The 22,281-nt window shown below is 59.6% G+C and carries 18 protein-coding genes; 10 read left to right on the top strand and 8 right to left on the bottom strand.

The genetic code is table 11. The features are described from left to right. Positions 1 to 31: 31 nt before the first annotated feature. The gene (locus ABEG21_RS23140) at positions 32 to 1,168 is read right to left on the bottom strand and encodes a GAF domain-containing protein (RefSeq protein WP_347558911.1); all 1,137 of its coding nucleotides are present in this window, start codon (positions 1,166 to 1,168) and stop codon (positions 32 to 34) included. A 325-nt stretch (positions 1,169 to 1,493) separates the two neighbouring features. Here ABEG21_RS23140 and ABEG21_RS23135 point away from each other — a divergent pair, with 325 nt between their 5' ends. Further along, positions 1,494 to 3,341, top strand: coding sequence for a sensor domain-containing phosphodiesterase (locus ABEG21_RS23135; protein ID WP_347558910.1), 1,848 nt, complete (start codon positions 1,494 to 1,496; stop codon positions 3,339 to 3,341). Here the strand turns inward: ABEG21_RS23135 and ABEG21_RS23130 are convergent. Both ABEG21_RS23130 and ABEG21_RS23125 read right to left on the bottom strand, forming a co-directional pair. Beyond that, complete coding sequence (locus ABEG21_RS23130; RefSeq protein WP_347558909.1) at positions 3,322 to 5,745, bottom strand: SLBB domain-containing protein; 2,424 nt, start codon at positions 5,743 to 5,745, stop codon at positions 3,322 to 3,324. The genes ABEG21_RS23135 and ABEG21_RS23130 overlap by 20 nt on opposite strands. Positions 5,746 to 6,382: 637 nt before the next feature. Continuing rightward, positions 6,383 to 6,823 carry a hypothetical protein gene (locus tag ABEG21_RS23125; protein ID WP_347558908.1) on the bottom strand — a complete coding sequence of 147 codons (441 nt, stop codon included), beginning with the start codon at positions 6,821 to 6,823 and terminating at the stop codon, positions 6,383 to 6,385. Positions 6,824 to 7,258: 435 nt separating this feature from the next. Here ABEG21_RS23125 and ABEG21_RS23120 point away from each other — a divergent pair, with 435 nt between their 5' ends. After that, complete coding sequence (locus ABEG21_RS23120; protein ID WP_347558907.1) at positions 7,259 to 7,984, top strand: class II aldolase/adducin family protein; 726 nt, start codon at positions 7,259 to 7,261, stop codon at positions 7,982 to 7,984. Between the two features lie 38 nt (positions 7,985 to 8,022). Here ABEG21_RS23120 and ABEG21_RS23115 read toward each other — a convergent pair whose 3' ends face one another. After that, positions 8,023 to 8,463 (bottom strand): RidA family protein, encoded by a 441-nt coding sequence (locus ABEG21_RS23115; RefSeq protein WP_347558906.1) that lies wholly within the window; start codon positions 8,461 to 8,463, stop codon positions 8,023 to 8,025. Positions 8,464 to 9,189: 726 nt separating this feature from the next. Between ABEG21_RS23115 and ABEG21_RS23110 the strand changes: the two genes are divergently transcribed. After that, complete coding sequence (locus tag ABEG21_RS23110) at positions 9,190 to 9,909, top strand: hypothetical protein (protein ID WP_347558905.1); 720 nt, start codon at positions 9,190 to 9,192, stop codon at positions 9,907 to 9,909. Between the two features lie 25 nt (positions 9,910 to 9,934). Here ABEG21_RS23110 and ABEG21_RS23105 read toward each other — a convergent pair whose 3' ends face one another. Continuing rightward, the gene (locus tag ABEG21_RS23105; protein ID WP_347558904.1) at positions 9,935 to 11,557 is read right to left on the bottom strand and encodes a methyl-accepting chemotaxis protein; all 1,623 of its coding nucleotides are present in this window, start codon (positions 11,555 to 11,557) and stop codon (positions 9,935 to 9,937) included. A gap of 408 nt (positions 11,558 to 11,965) precedes the next feature. Here ABEG21_RS23105 and ABEG21_RS23100 point away from each other — a divergent pair, with 408 nt between their 5' ends. Further along, on the top strand, positions 11,966 to 13,129 hold the full coding sequence (locus ABEG21_RS23100; RefSeq protein ID WP_347558903.1) for a Gfo/Idh/MocA family oxidoreductase: 1,164 nt from the start codon (positions 11,966 to 11,968) through the stop codon (positions 13,127 to 13,129). Positions 13,130 to 13,749: 620 nt separating this feature from the next. Here ABEG21_RS23100 and ABEG21_RS23095 read toward each other — a convergent pair. Beyond that, entirely contained in the window at positions 13,750 to 14,976 is a 1,227-nt protein-coding gene (locus ABEG21_RS23095) for an ROK family protein (RefSeq protein WP_347558902.1), read from the bottom strand. A 163-nt stretch (positions 14,977 to 15,139) separates the two neighbouring features. Between ABEG21_RS23095 and ABEG21_RS23090 the strand changes: the two genes are divergently transcribed. The 4 genes from ABEG21_RS23090 to ABEG21_RS23075 all read left to right on the top strand — a co-directional run bounded on the left by ABEG21_RS23090 (position 15,140) and on the right by ABEG21_RS23075 (position 18,443). After that, entirely contained in the window at positions 15,140 to 16,018 is an 879-nt protein-coding gene (locus ABEG21_RS23090) for a sugar phosphate isomerase/epimerase family protein (RefSeq protein WP_347558901.1), read from the top strand. Between the two features lie 100 nt (positions 16,019 to 16,118). Next, complete coding sequence (locus ABEG21_RS23085; protein WP_347558900.1) at positions 16,119 to 17,816, top strand: sodium:solute symporter family protein; 1,698 nt, start codon at positions 16,119 to 16,121, stop codon at positions 17,814 to 17,816. Continuing rightward, a complete protein-coding gene (locus ABEG21_RS23080; RefSeq protein ID WP_347558899.1) occupies positions 17,813 to 18,076 on the top strand; it encodes a hypothetical protein in 264 nt (87 codons plus the stop codon). The genes ABEG21_RS23085 and ABEG21_RS23080 overlap by 4 nt, the downstream gene beginning before the upstream one ends. Before the next feature lie 124 nt (positions 18,077 to 18,200). Next, a complete protein-coding gene (locus ABEG21_RS23075; RefSeq protein WP_347558898.1) occupies positions 18,201 to 18,443 on the top strand; it encodes a CsbD family protein in 243 nt (80 codons plus the stop codon). 103 nt (positions 18,444 to 18,546) lie between these two features. On the opposite strand, the gene ABEG21_RS23070 is transcribed toward ABEG21_RS23075, so the two are convergent. Continuing rightward, on the bottom strand, positions 18,547 to 19,380 hold the full coding sequence (locus tag ABEG21_RS23070; RefSeq protein WP_347558897.1) for an oxidoreductase: 834 nt from the start codon (positions 19,378 to 19,380) through the stop codon (positions 18,547 to 18,549). Between the two features lie 165 nt (positions 19,381 to 19,545). Here ABEG21_RS23070 and ABEG21_RS23065 point away from each other — a divergent pair, with 165 nt between their 5' ends. Then, the gene (locus ABEG21_RS23065) at positions 19,546 to 20,457 is read left to right on the top strand and encodes an AraC family transcriptional regulator (protein ID WP_347559069.1); all 912 of its coding nucleotides are present in this window, start codon (positions 19,546 to 19,548) and stop codon (positions 20,455 to 20,457) included. Positions 20,458 to 20,698: 241 nt separating this feature from the next. After that, on the top strand, positions 20,699 to 20,977 hold the full coding sequence (locus tag ABEG21_RS23060) for a cupin domain-containing protein (protein ID WP_347558896.1): 279 nt from the start codon (positions 20,699 to 20,701) through the stop codon (positions 20,975 to 20,977). 324 nt (positions 20,978 to 21,301) lie between these two features. Here the strand turns inward: ABEG21_RS23060 and ABEG21_RS23055 are convergent, their stop codons facing one another. After that, a complete protein-coding gene (locus ABEG21_RS23055) occupies positions 21,302 to 22,279 on the bottom strand; it encodes a tRNA-dihydrouridine synthase (protein WP_347558895.1) in 978 nt (325 codons plus the stop codon). Positions 22,280 to 22,281: the final 2 nt, after the last annotated feature.

Below are 22,281 nucleotides of genomic sequence, written 5' to 3'. Positions count from 1 at the left end.
CGCATTGCCTCGGTCGACATCGCTTGCTGGCTCATACCGACCGAAGCTGCCGATCGCGAAGGCGCAGATTGATCTTGTCCTCTACCGCGGTGGCAATGGTACGCAGCGCCTCGACTTGGGGCGGCCGGATCGACCGCGGCTTGCGATCGATGACACACAATGCGCCGAGCGGAAAGCCATCGAGATCTTTCACTGGAAAGCCGGCATAGAAGCGAATATTCGGCTGGCCCACGACCAGCGGATTCGACTTGAAACGCTCGTCGGATGCCGCATCTTCCACGACGAAGATCTCGTCGCCTTGGATCGTATGATTGCAAAACGACCAGGCACGGGGCGTCTGCGTCGCGTCCAATCCCCAATGCGATTTGAACCATTGCTGATCCGATGTCAGGATACTCAATAAGCAAATGGGCGCTTGCAAAGTCTGACCTGCCAACCGGGTGAGGTCGTCGAACGTCTTTTCGGGACCCGCGCCGGCGAGGCCGCTGCGATGCACCGCGAGCATCCGGTTGGCTTCGTTTGCCGGCGTGATAAACGTTGTCGTCTCGCACGGCGTCGCGGCGCAGTCCGTAAGTGGCATCAGCGCATTGGCGCCCGATGGGCCGCCCAAGCGAACATGGACGCTTGAGAGAAAGGCCGCCGTGTCGGTATCCGGTGCCAATAACAAGATGCGGTCCGTAGCACCAAGCTCGCTGCGCAGCTCCCGCTCGCTCAAGTCGCTTAAGACCATGATTTTGGTATGACTCAGACGCGGCGTCGAGATGATCCGTCGCAGCATCTCGAATTTCTGCCAGTCGATATCGCTGAGTTCGACGATAAGCAGCGCCGGCATTACGGAGCCGACCTGAATCAACAGATCGAGCATGTCGCCAGCATTGACGTGAACCGGATACGGCGTCTCGCGCAGTTGCTCGACCCGCACCTGCATCGCATTGCCGGACCGATGAATCAGGATGGTTTGATTCAGGCGGACATTCGCGGCCGGAGGTTGGCGCAAGGCGAGGACGGTGCTCCGTTTCGCGCGCCGATGTCCGCCAGGCGTCTTCCACGAAGGAATATCCCCCTGCTCCAACCACACTTGCGCGGTTTTTAACGAGACGCCTAGCAGCGCTGCCGCCTCGCGCGTGGTCACGAACGGATCGTCATCGGGAGCACTTTTCGCAGTCATCAAACGCACCTCGGCTTTTCGGATTGATCGATTCTATGCGATGAAATGGTAGAAATGGTGCCCCTGCCGTGGCAGTTACGCACGACATGTGGTCAACTGGCGACATCGGATCCTGTCTAGCTTACAGAAATGGTAAAAATGGTAATGTAGTGATAGTCTCGTCATCGACTCGACGGGCATACAACCCGGATGCGGGTTTGAAATCACTATAACAACGTCGAGAAGCAGAACGTCGGCAGGATGCCTTCCCTATTGCATGGCGGGAGGCACTTGGAACGACGCCTGCGACGCGGGCGAGACGGGGCTTCCCACAATGGCTATGTCGATGTCAGCCAAACCAGAAGATCAGCATTCGCGCGTTGATGCGCTTCGCTCGACACGGCGCCTGCGGTATGCATCGGAACCGTTCTACGATGAAATCACGGCGTTGACGGCCAAACTGTTCCAGACGCCGCATGCCGACATACTACTCATCAATGCCGGAAAGCATTGGGGTAAGTCACGCCACGGGTTTGCTTGCCATCGCCCGTTTCACGAGATTCCGTTCTGTCGACACACCATTGACACCTCCGGCATCACCGTTGTGGCCGACGCATCCCTGCACCCTCACTTCCAGGACGATCCACTTGTCGACGCCGATCCGGGCGTCCGCTTTTATGTGGGCGCGCCGCTGTACGGCGATAACGATACCGTGATCGGCCTTTTATGCGCATTCGGGCCGACGCCGTGCCACACGGTCGGCGAGATCGAATCGGAACAGCTCCTGCATCTGGCTGCGGCGGTCTCGGAACACTTGAAAGGCGTACGGGCGGTGGTGTATCAAGATCCCGCAACGGCGCTCCCAAGCTTGCCGAGTCTGATAGAAGACATGCAGCACTTCATACACGATCTGCAAGGCAGACCGCAGACGGAAGCCTATGCCGTAATGATCGATGTCTATTCATTGGCCGATATCAACCATCTCGTAATCGCGATGGGCATCCTTGCCGTCAGCCAGGTAGCAATAACGGCTGCGACACGCCTGAGAGCGGTACTGCCGGACGGCGTGGTCCTGTATCGCGTCGGCTATGCCCGTTACGTCTTTTTCCAGGCCACCGAATACCATGTGATTGCCGATCTGACGCAGCGCTGTGCCGCCGCTTTCGATCGACCGATGACGGTGGGCGAATCCGTGCCGATCGATGTCAACCCGCACATCGGTGTCGTCGGACTGCATCCGACGACCGACGCATTCGCGCTCGCCAGCGAATTGCTCGCCATCTCGGAGGAAGCACGTCGCTTGCGCGTGCCCATGTTGCTTGGCAACGCCTCGTTCTCGACCAAAACACGACGCGCGTTCGAAATCATCAATTCGGTCAAGCGGGCACTGCAATCGGATCCGCCGCAATTCCGCCTTGTCTTCCAACCGGTCGTCGATCTTCCCCAACAGGCAGTGAGCAAGTTCGAGGCATTAATACGCTGGGCGCACCCCAGCCTGGGGGAACTGATGCCGGGCGAATTCCTGCCCTTGATCGAGGCGACCGCCCTGATGCCGCGCCTCACGACATGGGTTCTCAACGCGGCGGCAAAGCAGCTCGCCGAATGGGGCGCGGATGCCGCGCATATCAAATTAGCCGTGAATATCGGCGCCAGCGATTTGATGCGTGAGGACCTGGGCCAGGACATCGTGGACGCACTGGCACCATACGGCGTGGCGACATCCCGTCTCGAATGCGAAGTCACCGAAACCGCGTTGATTTCCAGCTTCGAGCAAGGCATCAAAAATATTGCTGCACTAAAGCGTCTTGGCGTCGCGGTCTCGATCGACGACTTTGGTGCCGGCTATAGCAACCTCGCCTACCTCCAGCGCTTTGCCGTCGACGCGCTGAAGATCGATCAAAGTCTGGTGCGTTCCATCTCGGAAAACGCGCGCGACGCAGCCATTGTTCGCGCGGCTATTTCCCTCGCACACGAACTCGGCTATACGGTGACGATCGAAGGCGTCGAGACCTCGGGCATATTGTCACTCGTCGACGGTTGGGGCGCGGAATGCGCTCAGGGCTATGCGATAAGCCGACCGATGGAAGCGGCAGACGTCTCCGCGTGGATTCCACCGCCTCCGCTCGGCACGACCGGGGAACCCGTGCCGCGCCCCCTATCCGATCATCTCGATATCATCGATTCAATACTTTGATCGCGGCGACGCCCAAGCCTAATTGCGAGATGACCTGCGACCAATCTTTCAGCCCCGCCATGAACTTCGTCATCGTCGAACGCGGGTCGGCTTTTTCCGGCACGACGACAGTGTCCCCTGGCATTAGCTTCGTCGCTTCCAGCGAACGCCGCCAATTGGCCGAATCACGGGAATAGACGCTGCCATCGGCGCGCAGGACGAAGGTACGGCGCGTATCGGCGATATCGCTCTGTACGCCGGCCACCCGCAACACATCGGCCACCGTCCGCCCTTCACGCCAGATGATGGCATTCTCGTTGTTCACCGCGCCCATCACGGTAACGAAGGCAGGCATTGGCGGAATATACAAGGTATCGCCGTTATCCAGCGCCAGATCCGGCAGGTCCTCGATCCGCTGCGCGGCAGCGTCCAGCTCCAAGGAGACACGCCCCGTCGGCCGCATATCCCGCAACCGGGCAAGCTGCGTTTGATGGTGCTTGGTCATCTGCGCCGCCAAGGCGTCGCTTGTCCCCGCGTTATTGCTCATGCTCGCCACCAGGCTGGCGAGCCGTGCGCTGGCCTGTTGATCCATGCGCCGAATCGCATCCTGCAGATTGGTCTCCTGCTGTAGACGCGTCTGCTCTCGCGTGAATTCCGTTCCATACACATAGGCCGACGATGTCACGCCGCCGGCCCGCACCAGAATCGACTGCACCGTATCGTTCGGCAGCAACTCGTAGACACCGGCCGAACGGACCTCTCCATCCACCCGTATCAGTCGCGTATGATCGTCGCGCGGCAAACGCATATCCTGGCTGCCGAAGACGGTCACGATATCGCCGGGTTCGAGCAGCAAGTCTTGCGTCGGGTCCGTCTTATGGACCACCGCACCCAGATTGAAAGGCAGCAATCGCGTCGTCAACCGTTGACGATCCATCCGCTCGATGACGGCATACCGCCAATTCGGCTCATCGATCAGACTCTGAATGCGATTCGCCTCGAATTGCGCCGTGCCGGTCTTTCGGACCTCCACCGCGTCGATCTGAACCAGAACGTTTTTTCGCTTGAAATAGTCCGGGGTCAGCAACGCTTCCGGTTCGGGCAATAAATCGGAGAGCCGCATCCCGTCCCGATAGGGATAGCGCAGCGACGCGGCGACATTGCCTCGCAATGTGATAGCGTTCTTGAAAGACGGGTTGATTTTTTGCAACGTGACAACATCGCCATCCTTGACGACGCGGCCCAAGCCGGACACGTCGAGACGCAGCGCCTCCACCGACCGGCCGGGCGTCAGGAGGCCGCCCCCTGCATCCACCCGCTCGATGGTGACCTTATCGGTGCTGGTAAGCGCCGTGGTGCCGCCGGCGTATCCCAAGACATCGGCAAGCGACTCGTTCGCGCCCTTCAATTCATAAATTGCCGGCGAATCCAAGGCGCCCAGCAGCGCGACGCGGGCACCGGCAGGCGGAATCACGATGACATCACCCGCCATCAGGTGGCGATCCCCGTCTGATTTTCCGCGCGTGATAAAGCCATATAAGTCGACGGTCCCCACCAATACGCCGCCACGACGCAGGGCGATCTGTCGCATCGACCCGTTGGGGCCCGGCCCCCCGCTAGCAAACAAGGCATTGACCAAGGTCGACATGCTTGACACCGTGTAGGCACCTGGGCGCTTTGCCTGTCCCACGACATAGACTTGGATCGAACGCAGCTTGTTCAATGAAGCAGACGCCTCGAACCCGGTGAAATTGCGACCGATCGCCTGCTTCAAAACCGCATCCAAATTGGATGCGCGGCTGCCCGCCACCGTGACGTTGCCGATTTTCGGAATCGCGATTTGACCATTGCGATCCACGGTCAGTTGCAGATCCCCTTCCACTGCGCCCCAGACGTGCAGCGTGATACTGTCGTCGACGCCGATGACATAATCATCGGGAACGGCCTTATTCTGCACTGCTGTATATTGTGCGCGAACGTCGGAATCAAACAGACTCTGGCCAAAGACCGGAAGCCGACGCCCCGTCGTGTCCAACACGAACTGCTGGAAGGCATTGAGCCGAACCGGAAGATGCCGTCCGAGCGGATCGATCGACCGCTCCTCGCGCGTCGTCGATGCCGTCCGGGCCCAATGCGGGTCCGCCCCGGCGAGCAGGTCCCGTTCGCGAAATGGGTCCGAATCCTCGCGAAAGGCCCGATCATTGAACGTTGCCGACGATCGTCCCAGACTGTTAGCACCCGCAGCCGATGTCCGTAACGTTGGACTTGCCAATGATCGGACCGCGGGCGCGCCGGTCGAGACCTCATCGCTTTGTATCCACTCCGGAATGGGCGGTGTGTCGGAAGATCGGGGTATCGCGGCATCTGGCGACAGCGCAAGGCGTTGACTGGAAGCGCTTTGCGCGGTCGCATCGAGCGGAAGCATGATCGTTGCGATGGCGAACCAGGCAGCGGTAGCTAGCGAAAGCGAGGGAGGTGCGGCATGAACGATCTTTGAACAACCGAAAAACGGAAAACCCATCATATGCAACGGCTCTTGAATCTCAACATTACGCTCATTCCCTAACCATTCGTCTGATTCCCGAAATGGATTTCACTTGGCCGCCATCATCCGGGAATGGCCTCCAGTCGGAGGCATCACGTCGGCGCTGACATCGTTAGATAATACGTCAGTATGACGAAGTTTCTATTTTGCCCTGCACGATCGTAGACGTGTCTCATCATTTTTCATGACGGAGATCAATGAAAAAGAAAAGGATGATCGATGCCAACGCCGCGGTTAGGAGGGTAGAATGTCGGCGGTCGCTTCTATTGCAGAAGCAATCGATGTCCATTTCACGACATTGACACGACGCAAACGCTAAGAACGCGAACGGGCCGTTGCTATGGCGCTTCGTGAGATGAATGGCGAAGGGAGATGCGGGGGCCGCTAACGACCGCCGCGGATGACGATCGCTTGACGCGATATGCTGCATCGCAGCAATTCACGCGGCTGAGAGGGGATACCGGCTATTGCGCTCGGATATGCCGGAACGGGCGCACCGGCTCCCGATGCATGCGGACTAACCGCGATAAGTGAGCGCCCATTCCGGCGAGTCGGTCCATCGCCGGCCATGCTTGGCATCGGACAGCGCACCGGGGGTACCGGGCCGACGCATCTCGACAAGCGCGGCGATCGCCGCTTCGGCACGAAGCCGGGCGTGATCGGCGTGTGCCGTCTCCGGTGCGCCTGAAGCGCCCTCTTTCGGGCCGGCCGCATGCTGTGGAGGCGCTAGACTGGACGCGTACACGACGCTCTCGAAATCGATGTTCCAGCTCTTTTCCAACTCGGTGTTGTAAAGCGACAGTCCGACGGTCAGCAAACTGCGAACGTCATCTTCACCAAGTCGCTCCGCGTGGGCCGCGAGCCAATGCACCAGATGCGCAAGCGCATCACTGCCGCTGGGCGCACGCCCCGCACTGGCTTCCGATCTCAACATCTCAAGGATTGTTGCACTCTGCATGATCGCTCAACCTGCAAACTCTACCTGACTCGCCACATCGCCTACAGCATCAACCGCCGCTGTCACTAAAATCCTAGCGGATGTTGCTACCAAGCGAAAGATTTGTCTAATGCCGTAAGGGGTTTTTTACTACTGAGGCGGACCGACGTTGCAAATCCGCAATAGATAAATCTGACTTAAGCAGAGTGTTTAAATGATTCGATTTGCATTTGCTTAGGCTAGGGACCAACGCGCCCTTCCCAGTGCCGTCGAAACCGCCCGAATCGCGTGCTGCGATATACGCCATCTCGGGCTGTCATATGACGCGTTACCGCACGCGACGCTCCTCCTATCGGTGTAAATCGCAAATTCCTATTCGATGCGTGGGAAAACACGATCTTGTCATCTAATTTGGCTTGCTAGAGTGCACTGCCCCCCGTCACCAAGGTTGGAAACATGGATGAGCGTCAACTCCGCATAGACCTCGCAGCCGCCTTCCGCTGCTTCGCGAAACTCGGCATGCACGAGGCCGTTGCAAATCATTTCAGCGTCGCCGTATCGGCGGATGGTCGGCGATTCCTGATGAACCCCAAATGGATGCACTTTTCCCGCATCCGTGCCAGCGACCTGTTGCTGCTCGACGCCGATGACGGTGAGGATCTAGCCGGACGCACGGACGTCGACCCGACGGCGTGGGCCATACACGGTCAGATTCATCGGCACGCACCGCATATCCGCGTCGCGTTCCACCTGCATCCGGTCTATGCCACGGCAATCGCCTGTCTCGCGGATCCGGAGATTAGGCCGATAGAGCAGAACACGGCGCGGTATTTCAAGCGACTGGCTTACGATCAGGCTTTCGGCGGCATGGCGGATACGGCTGAAGAAGGCGCGCGCCTGGTCGCGGCACTCGGCACGCATTCCCGGTTGATGATGGGCAATCATGGCGTCATGATCACCTCGGCGACGATCGGCGAGGCGTTCGACGATATGTACACGCTCGAACGTGCCTGCCAGATCCTCAGCATCGCCTACGCGACCGGCCAGCCCTTGAAGGTGCTTGCCGATGACGTCGCCGAAAAGACCGCGCGCGACTGGGAAGGTATTCGCGATTTCTCCATCGCCCATTTTGACGAAATGAAACGGATCTTGGACAAAGAAGATCCTTCCTACGCCGATTGATGCGCCGCAACAATCGCCACGCACCCGTCATCGACGACTCACACCGCCCCGGCGGCCGACCAGCCCTCGGGAATCACCGCGATGACATCGATCTCCATCAACCACTCCGGCTGGCCTAAGGCTACGACCACAAGTCCCGTCGAGATCGGGTACACCCCCTTGAGCCAGGCGCCCACCTCCCTATACACCGGTTCGCGATAGCGCACGTCCGTCAAGTAGGTTGTCGTTTTAACGATATGACTCAGGTCGCTGCCTGCTTCGGCGAGGAGCTGTTTGACGTTCTTCATTGCCTGCTCCGCCTGCGCGCGCGGATCGCCCAAGCCAACCAGGCGACCCTCGAAATCCGTTCCAATCTGCCCTCGGACATAGACGGTATTGCCGGCGCGTACCGCTTGGCACAGGTCGTTGTCGAGCGTTTGATTGGGGTAGGTATCCTTGGTGTTGAACATGCGGATACGGGTATGCGTCGGTTGGTTCATGGTTGAAATCGGCTGCGGTTGAATGGCGTTGCGGGAAATGCTCTCGGATCTGACACACCTCGTCGAGCAATGTACGCGCGGCGGGATAGAAGCAAAAAAACTATTTCGAGATGACGTGCATCGCATTTTCCGATGGCGCGTGTCGGGGCGTCGCGCAGCGCCATGCTTTCGCTCCAAGGCAAGCACTATCGGCTCGTGGAACCATGCCTCCACAGGCTGAAAAGACGTGAATTACACTGCACTCCGAACCATTCAAACTTCTGGCTGCGGGCCTATTCGTTTTTAGGCTAAGCTTTTTACGCCATGCACACCAATCCCGTAACCCCGGCATATTTGAAGATGAAAATAATATACGGGTTTACAAAATACATGCCATGTAGTCATGGCGTCGACACGATCGGCCTCGTCGCCTTATTCCGACGACGACCACGTTGCTGTCCGGGACCGGAAATCCACACAAGCAGAAGAAACAGTATTCCCAAAGGGGACATCTGCGGTTTCGCGCTTTTCGTAGCAAACGGCATTTGCCGTCAGCGAAGATCTCTCGTTAGAATGGCGGGCACTACCGAATAACGAAAGACAATATGTCTTAAGCGACGTTCAATGTTTGGCCGTGCGCTTTTTCTCGTTATACAATCGCGTACCGCAAACGCGGAACCCAGACCGGCCGCCCCGTAATTGTCGTGGGATGCCCATGAACGCACCTACCTGCGGGAAGAAGATGAGATGAGAAGCGACGCTATTCTCAAGCTGTTTTCTGTCTACTCACTGTCGAGCTGCGAGCCGGTCGATCACGTTGCAATACGGTTTGCCGAGCATCTGTCGCATCGTTATAACGATATCAGCTCAGCGGAACTGGCATTTTTTCTTCGCGTGGGGGGGCAATTGGTCCGCCAGAGAATGGAAGATCTCTGGAACGCAGCCGACATGACGGAAAGCAGGCCGTGTTTTATTGCACACAAATCGAAAGGTGAATGTAATATCACGCCCGATAGTGCATTGTCCCATCGCCTTTATTGCGAGACCGCAGAGGCGATGAACGACGATCGATACGAAAGAATACGAGACTGGCCAGCCCTGCAGCGGAACGACCCAAATCCCGGAACGGTGTCTCGGCTTCGGCGCATTAGCTCGGAGACCAACACGACACTGAGCGGCGCCGCGGTCACTCCAACGGGCGTCCCCTGTCCGCTCGGGCAAAATGCGCAATGGCTGCGAATGAAGCCCCCTCACATTCATAGTGCGATCGAAAATGAGATTGCACGCTCGCACGAAATTGTCGCGTCGTCCCGAGAACTGATCGCGCGCTCCAAGGAATTGCGCGCGTCGATTAACTTGTCCCGGGCCAGTCGCGCCGCCTCGACCGCAAAAACCGCGGCAACCCGGAGCGCGTCGACAGTTGGCATGTGGACGTTCGTCATTTGCAAGGCGCGCGTTTGGTCCTGAGACGCGCGCGCATCGCTCCGACCGATCACGCGAGTGCCGCACGTACGCCATGACCCGTCGCCCAGGACGTCCCGACAGCGCGACGTTCTTGCGGTTTGGCATCCAACACGAAAACAGAGACCGCCTCGCGCATGGCGTGACTGCTTTCTGCCAAAGCTTGCGCCGCAGCCGAGGTCTGTTCGACGAGCGCGGCATTCTGCTGCGTGACCGCGTCCATCTGTGACAAAGCGAGATTGATCTGCTCCGCACCTGTGCTTTGCTCGATCGAGCCAGTCGTCACCTCCCGCATGATGACAACAAGATTGTCGACCGACGTCAATAACGAGTCCATGCTCACACCGGCCCGTGCGACCAGCTCGGCGCCCGACGATACCCGCTGAGCCGACTCGTCGATCAAACCCTTGATTTCCTTGGAGGCAGACGCGCTTCGCTGCGCGAGTGCCCTGACTTCCGACGCCACCACCGCAAAGCCTCGCCCTTGCTCGCCGGCTCGCGCCGCTTCGACCGCCGCATTCAGCGCGAGAATATTGGTTTGGAAGGCAATGCTCTCGATGACGGCGATGATCTGAACCATCTTTGCCGAGCTTGCGGTGATGCCTTGCATCGTATCGACCACCTGCGCCACGATTTGTCCATTTTCACGGGCTGTTTTTGAGACGCCGGATGCAACCGCATTACCGTGGTCGGCGTTCTCCGCGTTCTGTCGTGCCGTCATGGCGATTTGATTCATGCTAGCTGCCGTCTCTTCAAGCGAGGCAGCCTGCTCTTCGGTACGCTGCGCGAGGTCGGTCGAGCCCTGCGCAATTTCGCTCGAAGCCGCATTGATCGTTTCACCTGAGTGCTGGATGTCACGCACGATCTCGTTCAACTGTTTCCGCATCCGTTCGAGCGACGCCATCAAGCTGCCGTCGTCCTTCCCGTCGAGGGCGATTCTTTGCGATAAATCGCCGGCGGCGATGGCACGCGCGAGATCCACGGCCGCTGCAGGCTCGCCGCCCAGTTGACGAATTAGGCTGCGCGACGTGATTACCGAGGCCGAGATACCGAGCAAGACCGCAATGCCGCCGACAATCACAATCACGTCTTTTAGCATTGCCGCTGATCGATTCGCCTCATCGGACACGGCCGCATTCTGCTTCGACTCGATATCGGCGAGCGCCGCCAGGTTCGCTGTCCATGCACGTTGCTTGTCGCGCAGCTCACCGCTCAATAAAGAAACGGCACCACGGGTATCACCGCGCTCGCCCAATTTGCTGGCGATTTGAAGCAGCGGCAATGCCTCGGTCTCGTTGCGGCGCAGCACGTTGAAGGCCTGTCTTTCGTCCGGCGTTGCGCCGTAGCGTTGGAAGAGCTGGTTCAAATTGTCGTAGATCTGCCGGTACTTTTCCAATTGCGTGTGCATCCGCTCGATTTCGACACGCTTATCGTCGGCTGCATCGAACAGGACAACATTCCGCAGCGCGATCGTCACGTCCAGTACCGCGCTGCGCAAATCCAATGCCGCTTGCTTCTCCTTGTTATTGATCTGCGTAATTTCCAGGACTTTCTGTTGCAACAATTGGATGCCGGAAAAACTTGTCACGGCAATCCCGGTAAGGAGTACCAGAACGAGTCCAAATCCAAGGGCAAATTTGTAGGCGATTTTCATCTCAGCGCTCGTGTAAGACGACAGTCAGCAAAGTGGCCAGGGCATAGGTTGCCGTGACATCTCTCGCTCTAACGACATGATACGCACCTGACTTTAGCGATAAATACAGAGCACTCACACAAAACATTCGTTTTAATTAATGCACTGTATTTGTCGGGGATTTCCATTAATCAAGCCAAAAGATACAGAGCATACCTTTCCCTTTATCGTTTGGTCGCGACGGGCCATCGATGTGCCGATGCCGCGGCCCGGCCGGCGCTCCTTCGCCGCTCGCTCAGCGACGGCGAAACCCCGCGTCAGGAACGGTAGTTGCTGAATGTTGCTCGCAAACGACGCACACGTGTCGGTAGATCGGCCCGCGTGGACGGGACCGATTGCTAATCCATTTAAAGAAAGGTTGATTTCAAAATGAGTATTCTTTCCAAGATCGGACTTTCCAACTACAAGAAAATTCGCTATGCCATCGTCGGACTTGGCGACATCTCGCAAGAAGCAATGATGCCCGGCGTGGATCACACCGGTAATTCGGTGATCACGGCCTTCGTCACGAGCGATATCGAGAAGGCACGCCAGCTCGGCGAGACCTACGACGTGCCGCGGGAGAACATCTTTACCTACGATGGCTTCGAGCAGCTACTGACGTCCGGCAAGGTCGATGCAATCTATCTGGCAACGCCCAACTGGCGGCATGCCGAATTCATCATCCCGGCATTGAAGGCCGGTATCCACGTCCTCGCGGAGAAGCCGCTCGAAATATCGACGGCGCAATGCCGCGCTATCGCCGACGTCGCCAAAACGGCCTCTGCCAAGTTGATGGTGGCGTATCGCCTGCACTTCGAGCCGGGCACGTTATCGACGATCGAGCGGATACGCGCCGGCGAATTGGGTGACGTCATGCTCTTCACGTCGACGTTCGTGCAAAAGGTCGATCCCAAAAATCACCGTGCCCATAGTGGCGTGGTGGCGGGCCCGCTGTTCGATATGGCCCCGTACACGATCAATGCGGCACGTTATGTCTTCGGCGCGGAGCCGACTGAAGTGGTGTCGGCCGTCGGCACGCGTCGACCGGGTACCGGTTTCGGCGACTTCGACGATACGGTCGCCGTGACGCTGCGCTTCCCGGGTGACCGTCTCGCGCAATTCGTCGTGTCATACGCCGCCAATGCACTGGAGTCGTTTTTCGCGGTCGGAACCAATGGCAGTATCGCGATGCAGCCGTGCTATACGTACGGCAAGCCACTCGAACAGGTGGTCACGATCGGTCAAGACGAAAGTACCCAGTCGTTCAAGAACACCGATCACTTCGGTGGCGAGCTGAAATACTTCTCCGAATGCATTATCGAGAACCGGCAGCCAGAACCGGATGTCGAGGAAGGTTATGCCGATGTCCGCGTTATCGAGGGCATCGTCCAGGCATTGGAAACCAAGGCCGCGGTGCCGCTGGCACCTTTCACCCGAACGCGACGCATCGATACGAAGGCGCAGTTGCAGACGCTGCGCGCGGTGAAGTCGGCGGCGCTCGTGAACGCCGACAATCCGGCTGCCGGCGTCGACAAGGTTCCGCAGAATTGAGAAACGATACCGACAATACGGTCCGCGATGCGCATGGCACTCTCCCATTGGCCGCCTATGGGGTCTCATCGGCGACGGCCGATCGGTGGCGCCGGGCCGCCTTCCCTGGGCCGAATTGGCACGACGTGTGGAAGGCTTGGAGGGACGGTTCGATTCGACGTCCAAATACGGTGTAGCCGGCGCGGGGGCAAGATCAACTCGTACGGCTCCGTGATCGGCGGTCACGACGTCTTTCATGCCGGCCGGGTGTTGGGACTGTTTTTACACAGCGATGGCGTGAGCGTTCATCAGAAGGACGATGCGCGACTCGCCGCCCGCTTCACGGTCAGCGAGGGAGTCGCGATCGATGGGAACGCGAAAGGGATCGTATCCCCGAATGGATCCGCACCGAAGGCTGATCCGAGGCCAGAGACACGGCCGCGACGACAGCGACGCTCGATCAGGTGGTCGCCGCACTCTACCGCGGCGTCGGGATTTATCCCGAAATGGCGGCACCCGACACCGGCGACTATCTCGGAAATATGCCGCAAGGCTTGACCCATCTCGCCGTGATAAAAGCGCTAACGTCCCTCCACCTCGAATCGTCGGCGTGAACCACGCCGCATCGGGAATGCGACCCGCTAGGACAGCATCTCTGTAATACGACGGTCTACCGCCGGAGGCGCGAACAAGGTGTCGACCATCATCTGTGCGACGCCATGCAACGCCGCCGTATAGCCCAGCGGGCTTGCGACGATGTGCAGCTCACGCGTCGCCAAAGGCGATGCGCGCCGGTAGACGGCTTGACGCAACGCGGCCAGGAAGTGATCCTGAACCATCGCACCGCCGACGATGATGATTTCGGGATTTAGCAAACTGACCGCCAAGGTCAGGGCGTCGCCGATCCTCTCCCCCGCTTGGGCCAACATCTGCAACACCGTCGGATCCCCGGCTTCAGCCAGCGCCATTACGTCGCTCAACGTGCAGGGAGCCGTCTTTGGAAGACGCCCTCGCTTCGAAGGCGGGGACGAATCGCGCAGATCACGCAGCAGCGCCCAGCCGGACGCATAGGCTTCCAGGCAACCCAGATTCCCGCACCGACACCGCAGCGGCGCACGCGTGCCGGGAGGCGGCATGAACCAATGCCCGAGATCCCCCGCTGCGCCCGACGCGCCGCGCTGCAGCCTTCCCGACATAATCAAGCCGGCGCCGATCCCTTCCCCCACGGTGAGATAAACGAGATTATCGGTATCGTGAAAATGCAGGCGATGTTCCCCCAACGCCATCAGATTGGCATCGTTATCGACCATCACCACCGCATCGAAACGCGATGCGAAATAGTCCGGGATCCGGTAGTCGTCCCACCCTTTCATGATCGGCGGCCGTACCACACGGCCCTCCCGAAAAGCCACCGGCCCGGGCACACCGATACCGATGCCCCGCACTTCCTCGCGACTATGTCCGAACTGTTTCAGCAAGGCGTCGAACGCGACGACCACGCGCGCCAGTACCGCCTCGGGCCCCTCGCCGATGTCGATCGCTTCATAGCGACTGAAGCGCAGCGTACCCGCCGCGTCCGCCAATCCCACATGCATGCCATGCGCGCCTGTAGCGGCGATCAATAGCACGCCGAATGCCGGATTCACGCGAAACGCGCCGGCCGGTCGGCCCCCACTGGACTCCGCCGGCGCGGCCGCGGCCAGATAGCCCGCCTTGTGCAAGAGGTCGAGGCGCTGGGCAATCGTCGATCGCGACAGTCCCGTCACGGCGATCAAAGACTGCCGCGTGACCGCCCGCCCCGTCCGCACCAAGGCAAGAATTGCCCCAGGGCCGTCCGTCGATGCCGCCTCGCTCTCCCATTCCGCCATTGCCCCCTCCTACGCGCCCCACACTTTTGCGTAATAATAAATCAAAAGTAGGTCCAAAAGCAGCAAAAGGACATGCGCTCTGCCGCATGCTCTCGTGCTGCAACGCTGGGCCAGCCGCGCGCGGCAACGCGATCCACGACACGAAGCATAGGAGATTGACGCAATGAACACCCTCGGCGTACATGCATTGGTATGGGCAGGCGATCTCACCGCCGCGTCGGTCGAGACGATCGTCAAGGGCAGCAAAGCCGCTGGATACGGGCTAGTGGAATTCTCGCTGCACGATACATCGGTGCTCGATGTCGCCGCCACCCGTGCGTTGATGGAACGCGAAGGGATCGAGGTCGCGTGTTCCCGCGGCCTCGCCTTCGACGCGGACGTATCGAGCGATGACCCCGAGATCGTTGCGCGCGGGGTCGCCCTGCTCGAAAGCAGCCTCGACGTCGCCCACGGACTTGGGTCGAAGTACTTCTGTGGCGGCCTTTACAGCGCTTTCGGCAAATACACGCGACCCGTAAGTGCGCAAGGACGACGCAATGTCGTCACCTCGTTGAAACGCGTCGCCGACAAGGCCGCGGGACTTGGCATCACCCTTGGCCTCGAAGTCGTGAACCGGTACGAGAGCAATGTCGTCAACACGACGGAACAGGCGCTCGAGGTGATCGAACAAGTAGGTGCCGATAACCTGAAAGTGCATCTCGATATCTATCATATGAACATCGAGGAAGCGGACTTCTTCTCGCCGGTGATCGCCTGCGGCGACAAGCTCGGCTATGTGCATATCGGCGAGAATCATCGCGGATTTCTAGGCTCCGGCCATCTCGATTTCGCCAGCTTCTTCCACGCCCTCGCCACCATCGGGTATCGCGGCCCCCTCACCTTCGAGAGTTTTTCGTCCGCCGTCGTATCGAAAGGACTGTCGGTCGACCTCGCCATCTGGCGCAATTTATGGGACGACAGTGCCACGCTCGCACGTCATGCGCGCGATTTCATGGCCCTGCACGCGAGTGCGGCAGGCCTGGGCAAGGCAACGGCTCGCTGAGCGACGGAAAAGCCTGTCGGTGGACGGATCACCGGCAGCTTCGACGGCAGGTTCACCGGCCAAGCGGGCGCCGTGACGACATATAACAGGAGGGGCAACGATGTCCTCAAGCCATACCGGCATTCTGCATCTCAATTTTCTCGACTATACGATCCTGGCGATCTATTTCGCGATGATCGTCATCATCGGGCTGCTAGCGAATCGCGCGACCAAGACATCGAGCGACTTCTTTCTTTCCGCCAGATCGATGCCCGCCTGGATTACCGGCATTGCCTTCATCTCGGCGAATATGGGTGCGCTGGAGATTCTCGGCAACGCCGCGAACGGCGCGCAGTACGGTGCCGCCGCCGTGCACTTCTTCTGGCTCGGCGCCATTCCAGCGATGGTGTTCCTCGGTGTCGTGATGATGCCCTTCTATTATTCGTCGCGCGTGCATAGCGTGCCGGAATATCTGCGTCGTCGCTTCAATGCGCCAACCCATTTGCTGAACGCACTGATATTCGCCGTCGGTCAGATCCTGATTGCCGGCATCAATCTGTATGCGCTTGCATTGATCATCGAGCGGCTTCTGGGCTGGCCCTTGATGGTGTCCGTTGCCTTGGGCGCGGCCTTCGTCCTGCTCTATATCTTGCTGGGCGGCTTGTCAGCGGCGATGTATGGCGAGGTCCTGCAATTCTTCGTGATTCTCGCGGGCCTCGCGCCTATCGTGGCACTCGGTCTGCACCACGTCGGCGGCTGGCACGCCCTGGCGGCCGCCATGCCTAGTCCCGAACATACGATGACGTGGGAAGGCACGCAGGTGGGACATTGGCATAACCCGATGGGCGATTGGATCGGCCTCGCCATGGGCGAAGGCTTTCTGCTCGCCTTCGGCTATTGGACGACGAACTTCGCCGAAGTTCAACGAGCCTTGTCCGCCAGCAGTTTGAACGCGGCGCGACGGACGCCGATCATCGGCGCTTTTCCCAAAATCATCCTGCCGCTGTTCACCGTGGTCCCTGGCATGATCGCATTGGTGATGATCCCGGGACTCGGCACGAGCCACGGTCCGTCCTTCAATCAGGCCATCCCGGAATTGATGCAACGGCTGCTTCCCAACGGCGTGCTCGGCCTGGCGGTCACCGCCTTGCTTGCCGGCTTCATGGCCGGCATGGCAGCCAACATCAGCGGTTTCAACACGGTGTTTACCTACGACTTGTGGAAGCCTTACGTCGCCAAAGATCGTAGCGACCACTACTATCTACAGGTCGGGCGGCTGGCCACCATTGCCGGCATCGTCATCACGATGGGCACCGCGTTTATCGCCGCGAGCTATAACAACATCCAGAATTACATGCAGATGTTGTTCTCGTTTTTCAACACACCGCTGTTTACCGCGTTCATCATCGGCTTGTTCTGGCGCAAGACGTCAGGCGCGGGTGCGTTCTGGGGAATGCTCGCAGGCACCGTCGGGGCCGCGCTGGCGCACCTGGCCGCGCCCCATGTCGCGTATTTTCATCGTGACGGCATCCTCGATACCGATCACTTCAGCGAACAGATGGCCAACTTTTATGGCGCCATTGCCGCCTTCGTTTGCACGGCAATCGTGACAGTGGGCGTCAGTCTGTTCACGACATCGCGGCCGATATCGGAGTTGAAAGGGTTAATTTGGGGCCTGCCCGATCCCGATTCCCCCGACGCGGCAGAAGCCATGCAGGCAAGCGTCTGGTACCGGTCGCCCGCCGTGCTGGGAAGCATCGTGTTGGTGATGGCTGTCGGCGTGTCCCTGTTGCTGATCTATTGGAGAGCCACATCATGAGCAAGCCGGTAATAGACGTCGCGGACAAAGAAGCCGATAAAACAGGACGCAGCGGATCGGGCGGTCTATTCGATTTGCGCGTCCTCGTGGCAGGACTCTTGTTCGTATATGGACTGTTGCTGCTCGGCGCGGGCCTTGTCGATACTGCGTCCACGCTGTCCAAGGCAGACGGCGTACGGATCAATCTCTGGGAAGGCGTGACGCTGCTGGTCGTATCCGCCTGTTTTGCCGGGTGGCGTTGGCTGGACAAACCGCGCTAGGAAGACATGCCGTGCCCGCACGCGGCGATGCGCAAGGTACCATCACGCGGACCGGGAACGGATCGTGCTTGCTTGGTGTGTTCAAACGACGTTAACAACGACATCAAGACAACAGGAGTTGCACATGTACGAAGATCAAGCAATCGGCACGGCGAAGAACCTGGCAGGCAAGGCACAAGAAGGCATCGGCAAGCTGATTGGCGATCCGGCCACGGAATTCGAAGGCACGCTGCGTCAAGCCGGTGGCGCGCTGCAACAGTCGTATGGACAGGCGATCGACAAGGTGAGCGAGACGACGCGCATCAACCCGCTCGGCTCGCTTCTGGTCGCCGCGGCGTTCGGCTTCGTTCTGGGCAAGCTTCTCTGATCGAACGCGGTGTCGGCGCTTTAGGGCCAACACCGCAGCAGTACGATCCAGACAAACAGCGACCGACGGTCGCTGTTTGTCGTTTTTGCGTTCCGGCCGGTGCTCAGCCGTCCGTCGAGCGTGTCAGCGATTCCCACGCATCGATCTCCTTTTCCATCGCTTGCAACTTTCTCCGGACCAGGCCCAGCGCGTCGGTGCCGAGCAGGATGCGCGCGGGCGGATTCTCGCTCGCAAGAATCGTCAGCATGGCCAGTGCGGCCTTTGCCGGATCGCCGAGTTGCTTGCCGCTTTTTGCTTCACGCGCCTCCCGGATCGGGTCGAATTGCGCATCGTAGTCCGCGATCGTGCGCGGCGTCCTGACCATCGACCGGCCGGCCCAATCCGTGCGGAACGAACCCGGCTCGATTGCCGTCACATGAATGCCGAAAGGCTGCACTTCCTTACCGACCACCTCGGAAATGCCCTCCAAGGCAAATTTGCTGCCGCAGTAGTAGGCGATGCCGGGCATCGTGATAAAGCCGCCCATCGACGTGATATTCAGGATACGGCCACGGCGCCGACCCCGCATATAAGGCAGCACCCCTTTCATCATGGCCACCGCGCCGAACACATTGACATCGAATTGCTGGCGCATCTCGGCGATCGATGACTCTTCCATGATGCCTTCATGGCCGTATCCGGCATTGTTCACCAGCACGTCGATCTCGCCGACTGCTGATTCGATGTCGGCGATGACACCCTCGATATCGTCGAAATGGGTCACATCGAGCATCCGAGCGAACGCCCGCGTCGGGTGGAGCGCCTCGAAGTCCCGTTGCGCCGCGGCGTTTCGCACCGTGCCGACTACCGCATAGTCGGCGGCCAGCGCCGCCTCCGCCAAGGCGCGTCCGAAGCCGCTACTGACGCCGGTGATAAGCATGATTTTGCTGGAAGACATGTCGCTGCTCCTTTATTCGCGGGAAGAATTGCATGTTAGTCTTTCATCTCAGCCTTTTTAAGGCAGCTTTCTCTCGCCTTCTTGCCTATTTCTATGAACGCCATCCTAAGCGGCGCGACCCCCGACACCTCGCGCGAATACGACGCGCGGGTCGATCAGCAACGCATGGTCGACTTGCTCCGTACGATGGCGCCGAGAGAAGGCTATAACCTCACGCCACTGCCCGGCGTGCGCTTTCTCCGGTGCGACCGCAATCTCAGCCGCACGCCGGTGTTGTATGACCCGGGCATCGTGATCATTTGTCAGGGGCGAAAGCGCGGATTCTTCGGAGACCGGGTTTATTTATACGACGAGCAGCATTATCTGGCGGTCTCGGTGCCGGTTCCATTCACGATGGAAACGGACGCGACGCCGGCCTGTCCTCTATTGGCGATTTATCTCCATCTGGATTTTCAATTGGCGGCAGAACTGTTGATCCAATTGGATCGCCACGAGGCCCCCCTCGCCGACGCCCCACCCCAAACGATGATGTCCAGCCCGATGGACAGCGACATACGATCGTCGGTGCTCCGTTTCCTTGAAGCGATGGGTAAGCCGACCGAAGCCGCCATTCTCGGTCCGGCGCTGCTGCGCGAGCTGTATTTCAGGGTGCTGACCGGCACGCAAGGCAATGCGATGCGCGCCGCGTTGGCGATGCAAGGGCAATTCGGCAAGGTGGGAAAAGCATTGGAGCGCATTCATGCAACCTACGCCGAACCTCTGAATCTGCCATTGCTGGCAAATCAAGCCGGGATGAGCGTACCGACGTTTCACAGCCATTTCAAGATCATCACCAACACGTCGCCGATGCAATACGTCAAGTCGACCCGCTTGCACCAAGCACGCTTGCTGATGGTAAGGCAGGAGATGACGGCGGAGGCGGCGAGCCATGCGGTGGGCTATACAAGCCCCTCTCAATTTAGCCGCGAGTTCAAACGACTCTTCGGGCTGACGCCCGCGGAAGAGACGAAACGCCTGAAGGCGAGCTTTTCCCTACCGCCCGCCTTTCCAGATTCGCGCTTCGTGTCGTCTCATTAAGCGCCGCCGAGGCGATGAACAACGTCACGGCCCACGCACGGCAGACGTATCGCATGCGTGCCCGAACCGCACCGGCACGCATTCGGTTTTTTTATTGACAGCGGGTAAAATCCGGGCGAAGCCGACGGGCAGCCCGGTCCCGTCCATGTCACATGCAAGGAATCCTGTGTCTCTTCTCGTCAGCCTAGATGCGAATCCCGATTTCGAACCCGAGCAGGGAACGCCGCGTCCCGATCGGCTCGTGTCCGGCAACCCGCTTTTCAAGACATGGCTTCTCGACAGCTCACGGAACGGCGCCATTGAAACCGGCATTTGGGAGGCGACGCCCGGCGAGACCCGCGCCATCCGCGGCGAGATGTACGAGTTCTGCCATATTCTTTCCGGGATCGTCGAAGTCGTCGAAGAAAACGGCGCCACCGTACGCTACGGCGCGGGCGATAGCTTTGTCATCAAACCGGGCTTTGTCGGCATCTGGCGGACGATCGAAACGGTGCGCAAAATCTTCGTCATCTGCGCTTGAGGGAGAGAAGAAGACCGGACCCTTCCACCAATGAGGGAATTTCCCTATGCGCGAAGGACCGCACGTTGCTTCCGATACGGGCCCCAACCCCGGTTGCTCATCGCCATGTGGTCCCTCCGTTCATTCCTGTTTCACAAAGAATCGCACTTACCGGTCGGCATGGACGCTGCCAAGACGTGCGATCCTGAAACCCCGCCGGCAACCGTTGCCGGCCAGGGCCCTCTCGCTCGCCCCGATCACCCGCATGACGCACCGGCCTCGAGCAGACCGCCTGAACGCTGGAGACCGCTGCAGTAACACGCGCCTGCAACTTACCCGATTGCCTCAGGCAGTCGCCATACCGTACGCCGGGGCATCGCGCATCGTCTCGACCACCGCCAGGATCTCTGGAACGTCCTGCAAGCGCCGCACGGCGGTATGCAGCAGCGTGGCTTGCGGCCAGGTCCGTTGCAGATAGCTTAGCCATTTCTTCAGGCGCCCATGCCCGTGATCCGGCTGGCCCGGCGCCTGCAGCGAATGCAGATAACCGATGATCGCGCTCAATACGAGCGGCCACTCCGCATCACTGGCACAGCGGGCCATATCGCCACGAATACGTTGCGCCAGGAAGGGATCCGATACCGCGCCGCGCCCGATCATCACGTCCGCGCAACCGCTCACCTCGCGGCAGCGCTCCCAATCCGCGACGGTCCAGACCTCGCCATTGGCCACGACCGGCACGGACACGGCCGCAGCAATCCGGGCGATCCACTCCCAATGCGCTGGCGGCTTATACCCATCGTCGCGGGTGCGCGCGTGGACGACCAGCGATGCCGCGCCGCCGTCGGCCAGGGCCTGCGCGCATTCGACCGCCTGCGATGTATCCGAGACGCCCAGACGCATTTTGGCCGTCACCGCGATAGAGGATGGGACCGCAGCGCGCACCGCGGACACGATGGCATGCAGTTTTTCAGGATCGGCCAGCAGCATGGCGCCGCCGCCGTGTTGATTGACGACCTTGGCCGGGCACCCGAAATTGAGATCGATACCCCACGGAGAGACCTTGGCCGCTTGCACTGCATTACGCGCCATCCATTCAGCGTCACTACCAAGCAATTGGATGACCATGGGCGTGCCGCCCGGCGTGCGCGCGCCATTCAGAATCTCGGGCGCCTCACGCTCATAGACGCGTCTGGGCAGCACCGATGCGGTCACCCGGATAAACTCCGACACGCAACCGTCGAATCCGCCCGCACGCGTCAACACATCGCGCAACACACTGTCCGCCAGTCCTTCCATTGGGGCAAGAAGCAGCCGACTCATAC

It is taken from the genome of Robbsia sp. KACC 23696, assembly GCF_039852015.1.
GTDB lineage: Bacteria > Pseudomonadota > Gammaproteobacteria > Burkholderiales > Burkholderiaceae > Robbsia.
The sequence above is the reverse complement of the archived record's forward strand: the minus strand, read 5'-3'. Positions and strand labels throughout refer to the sequence as shown.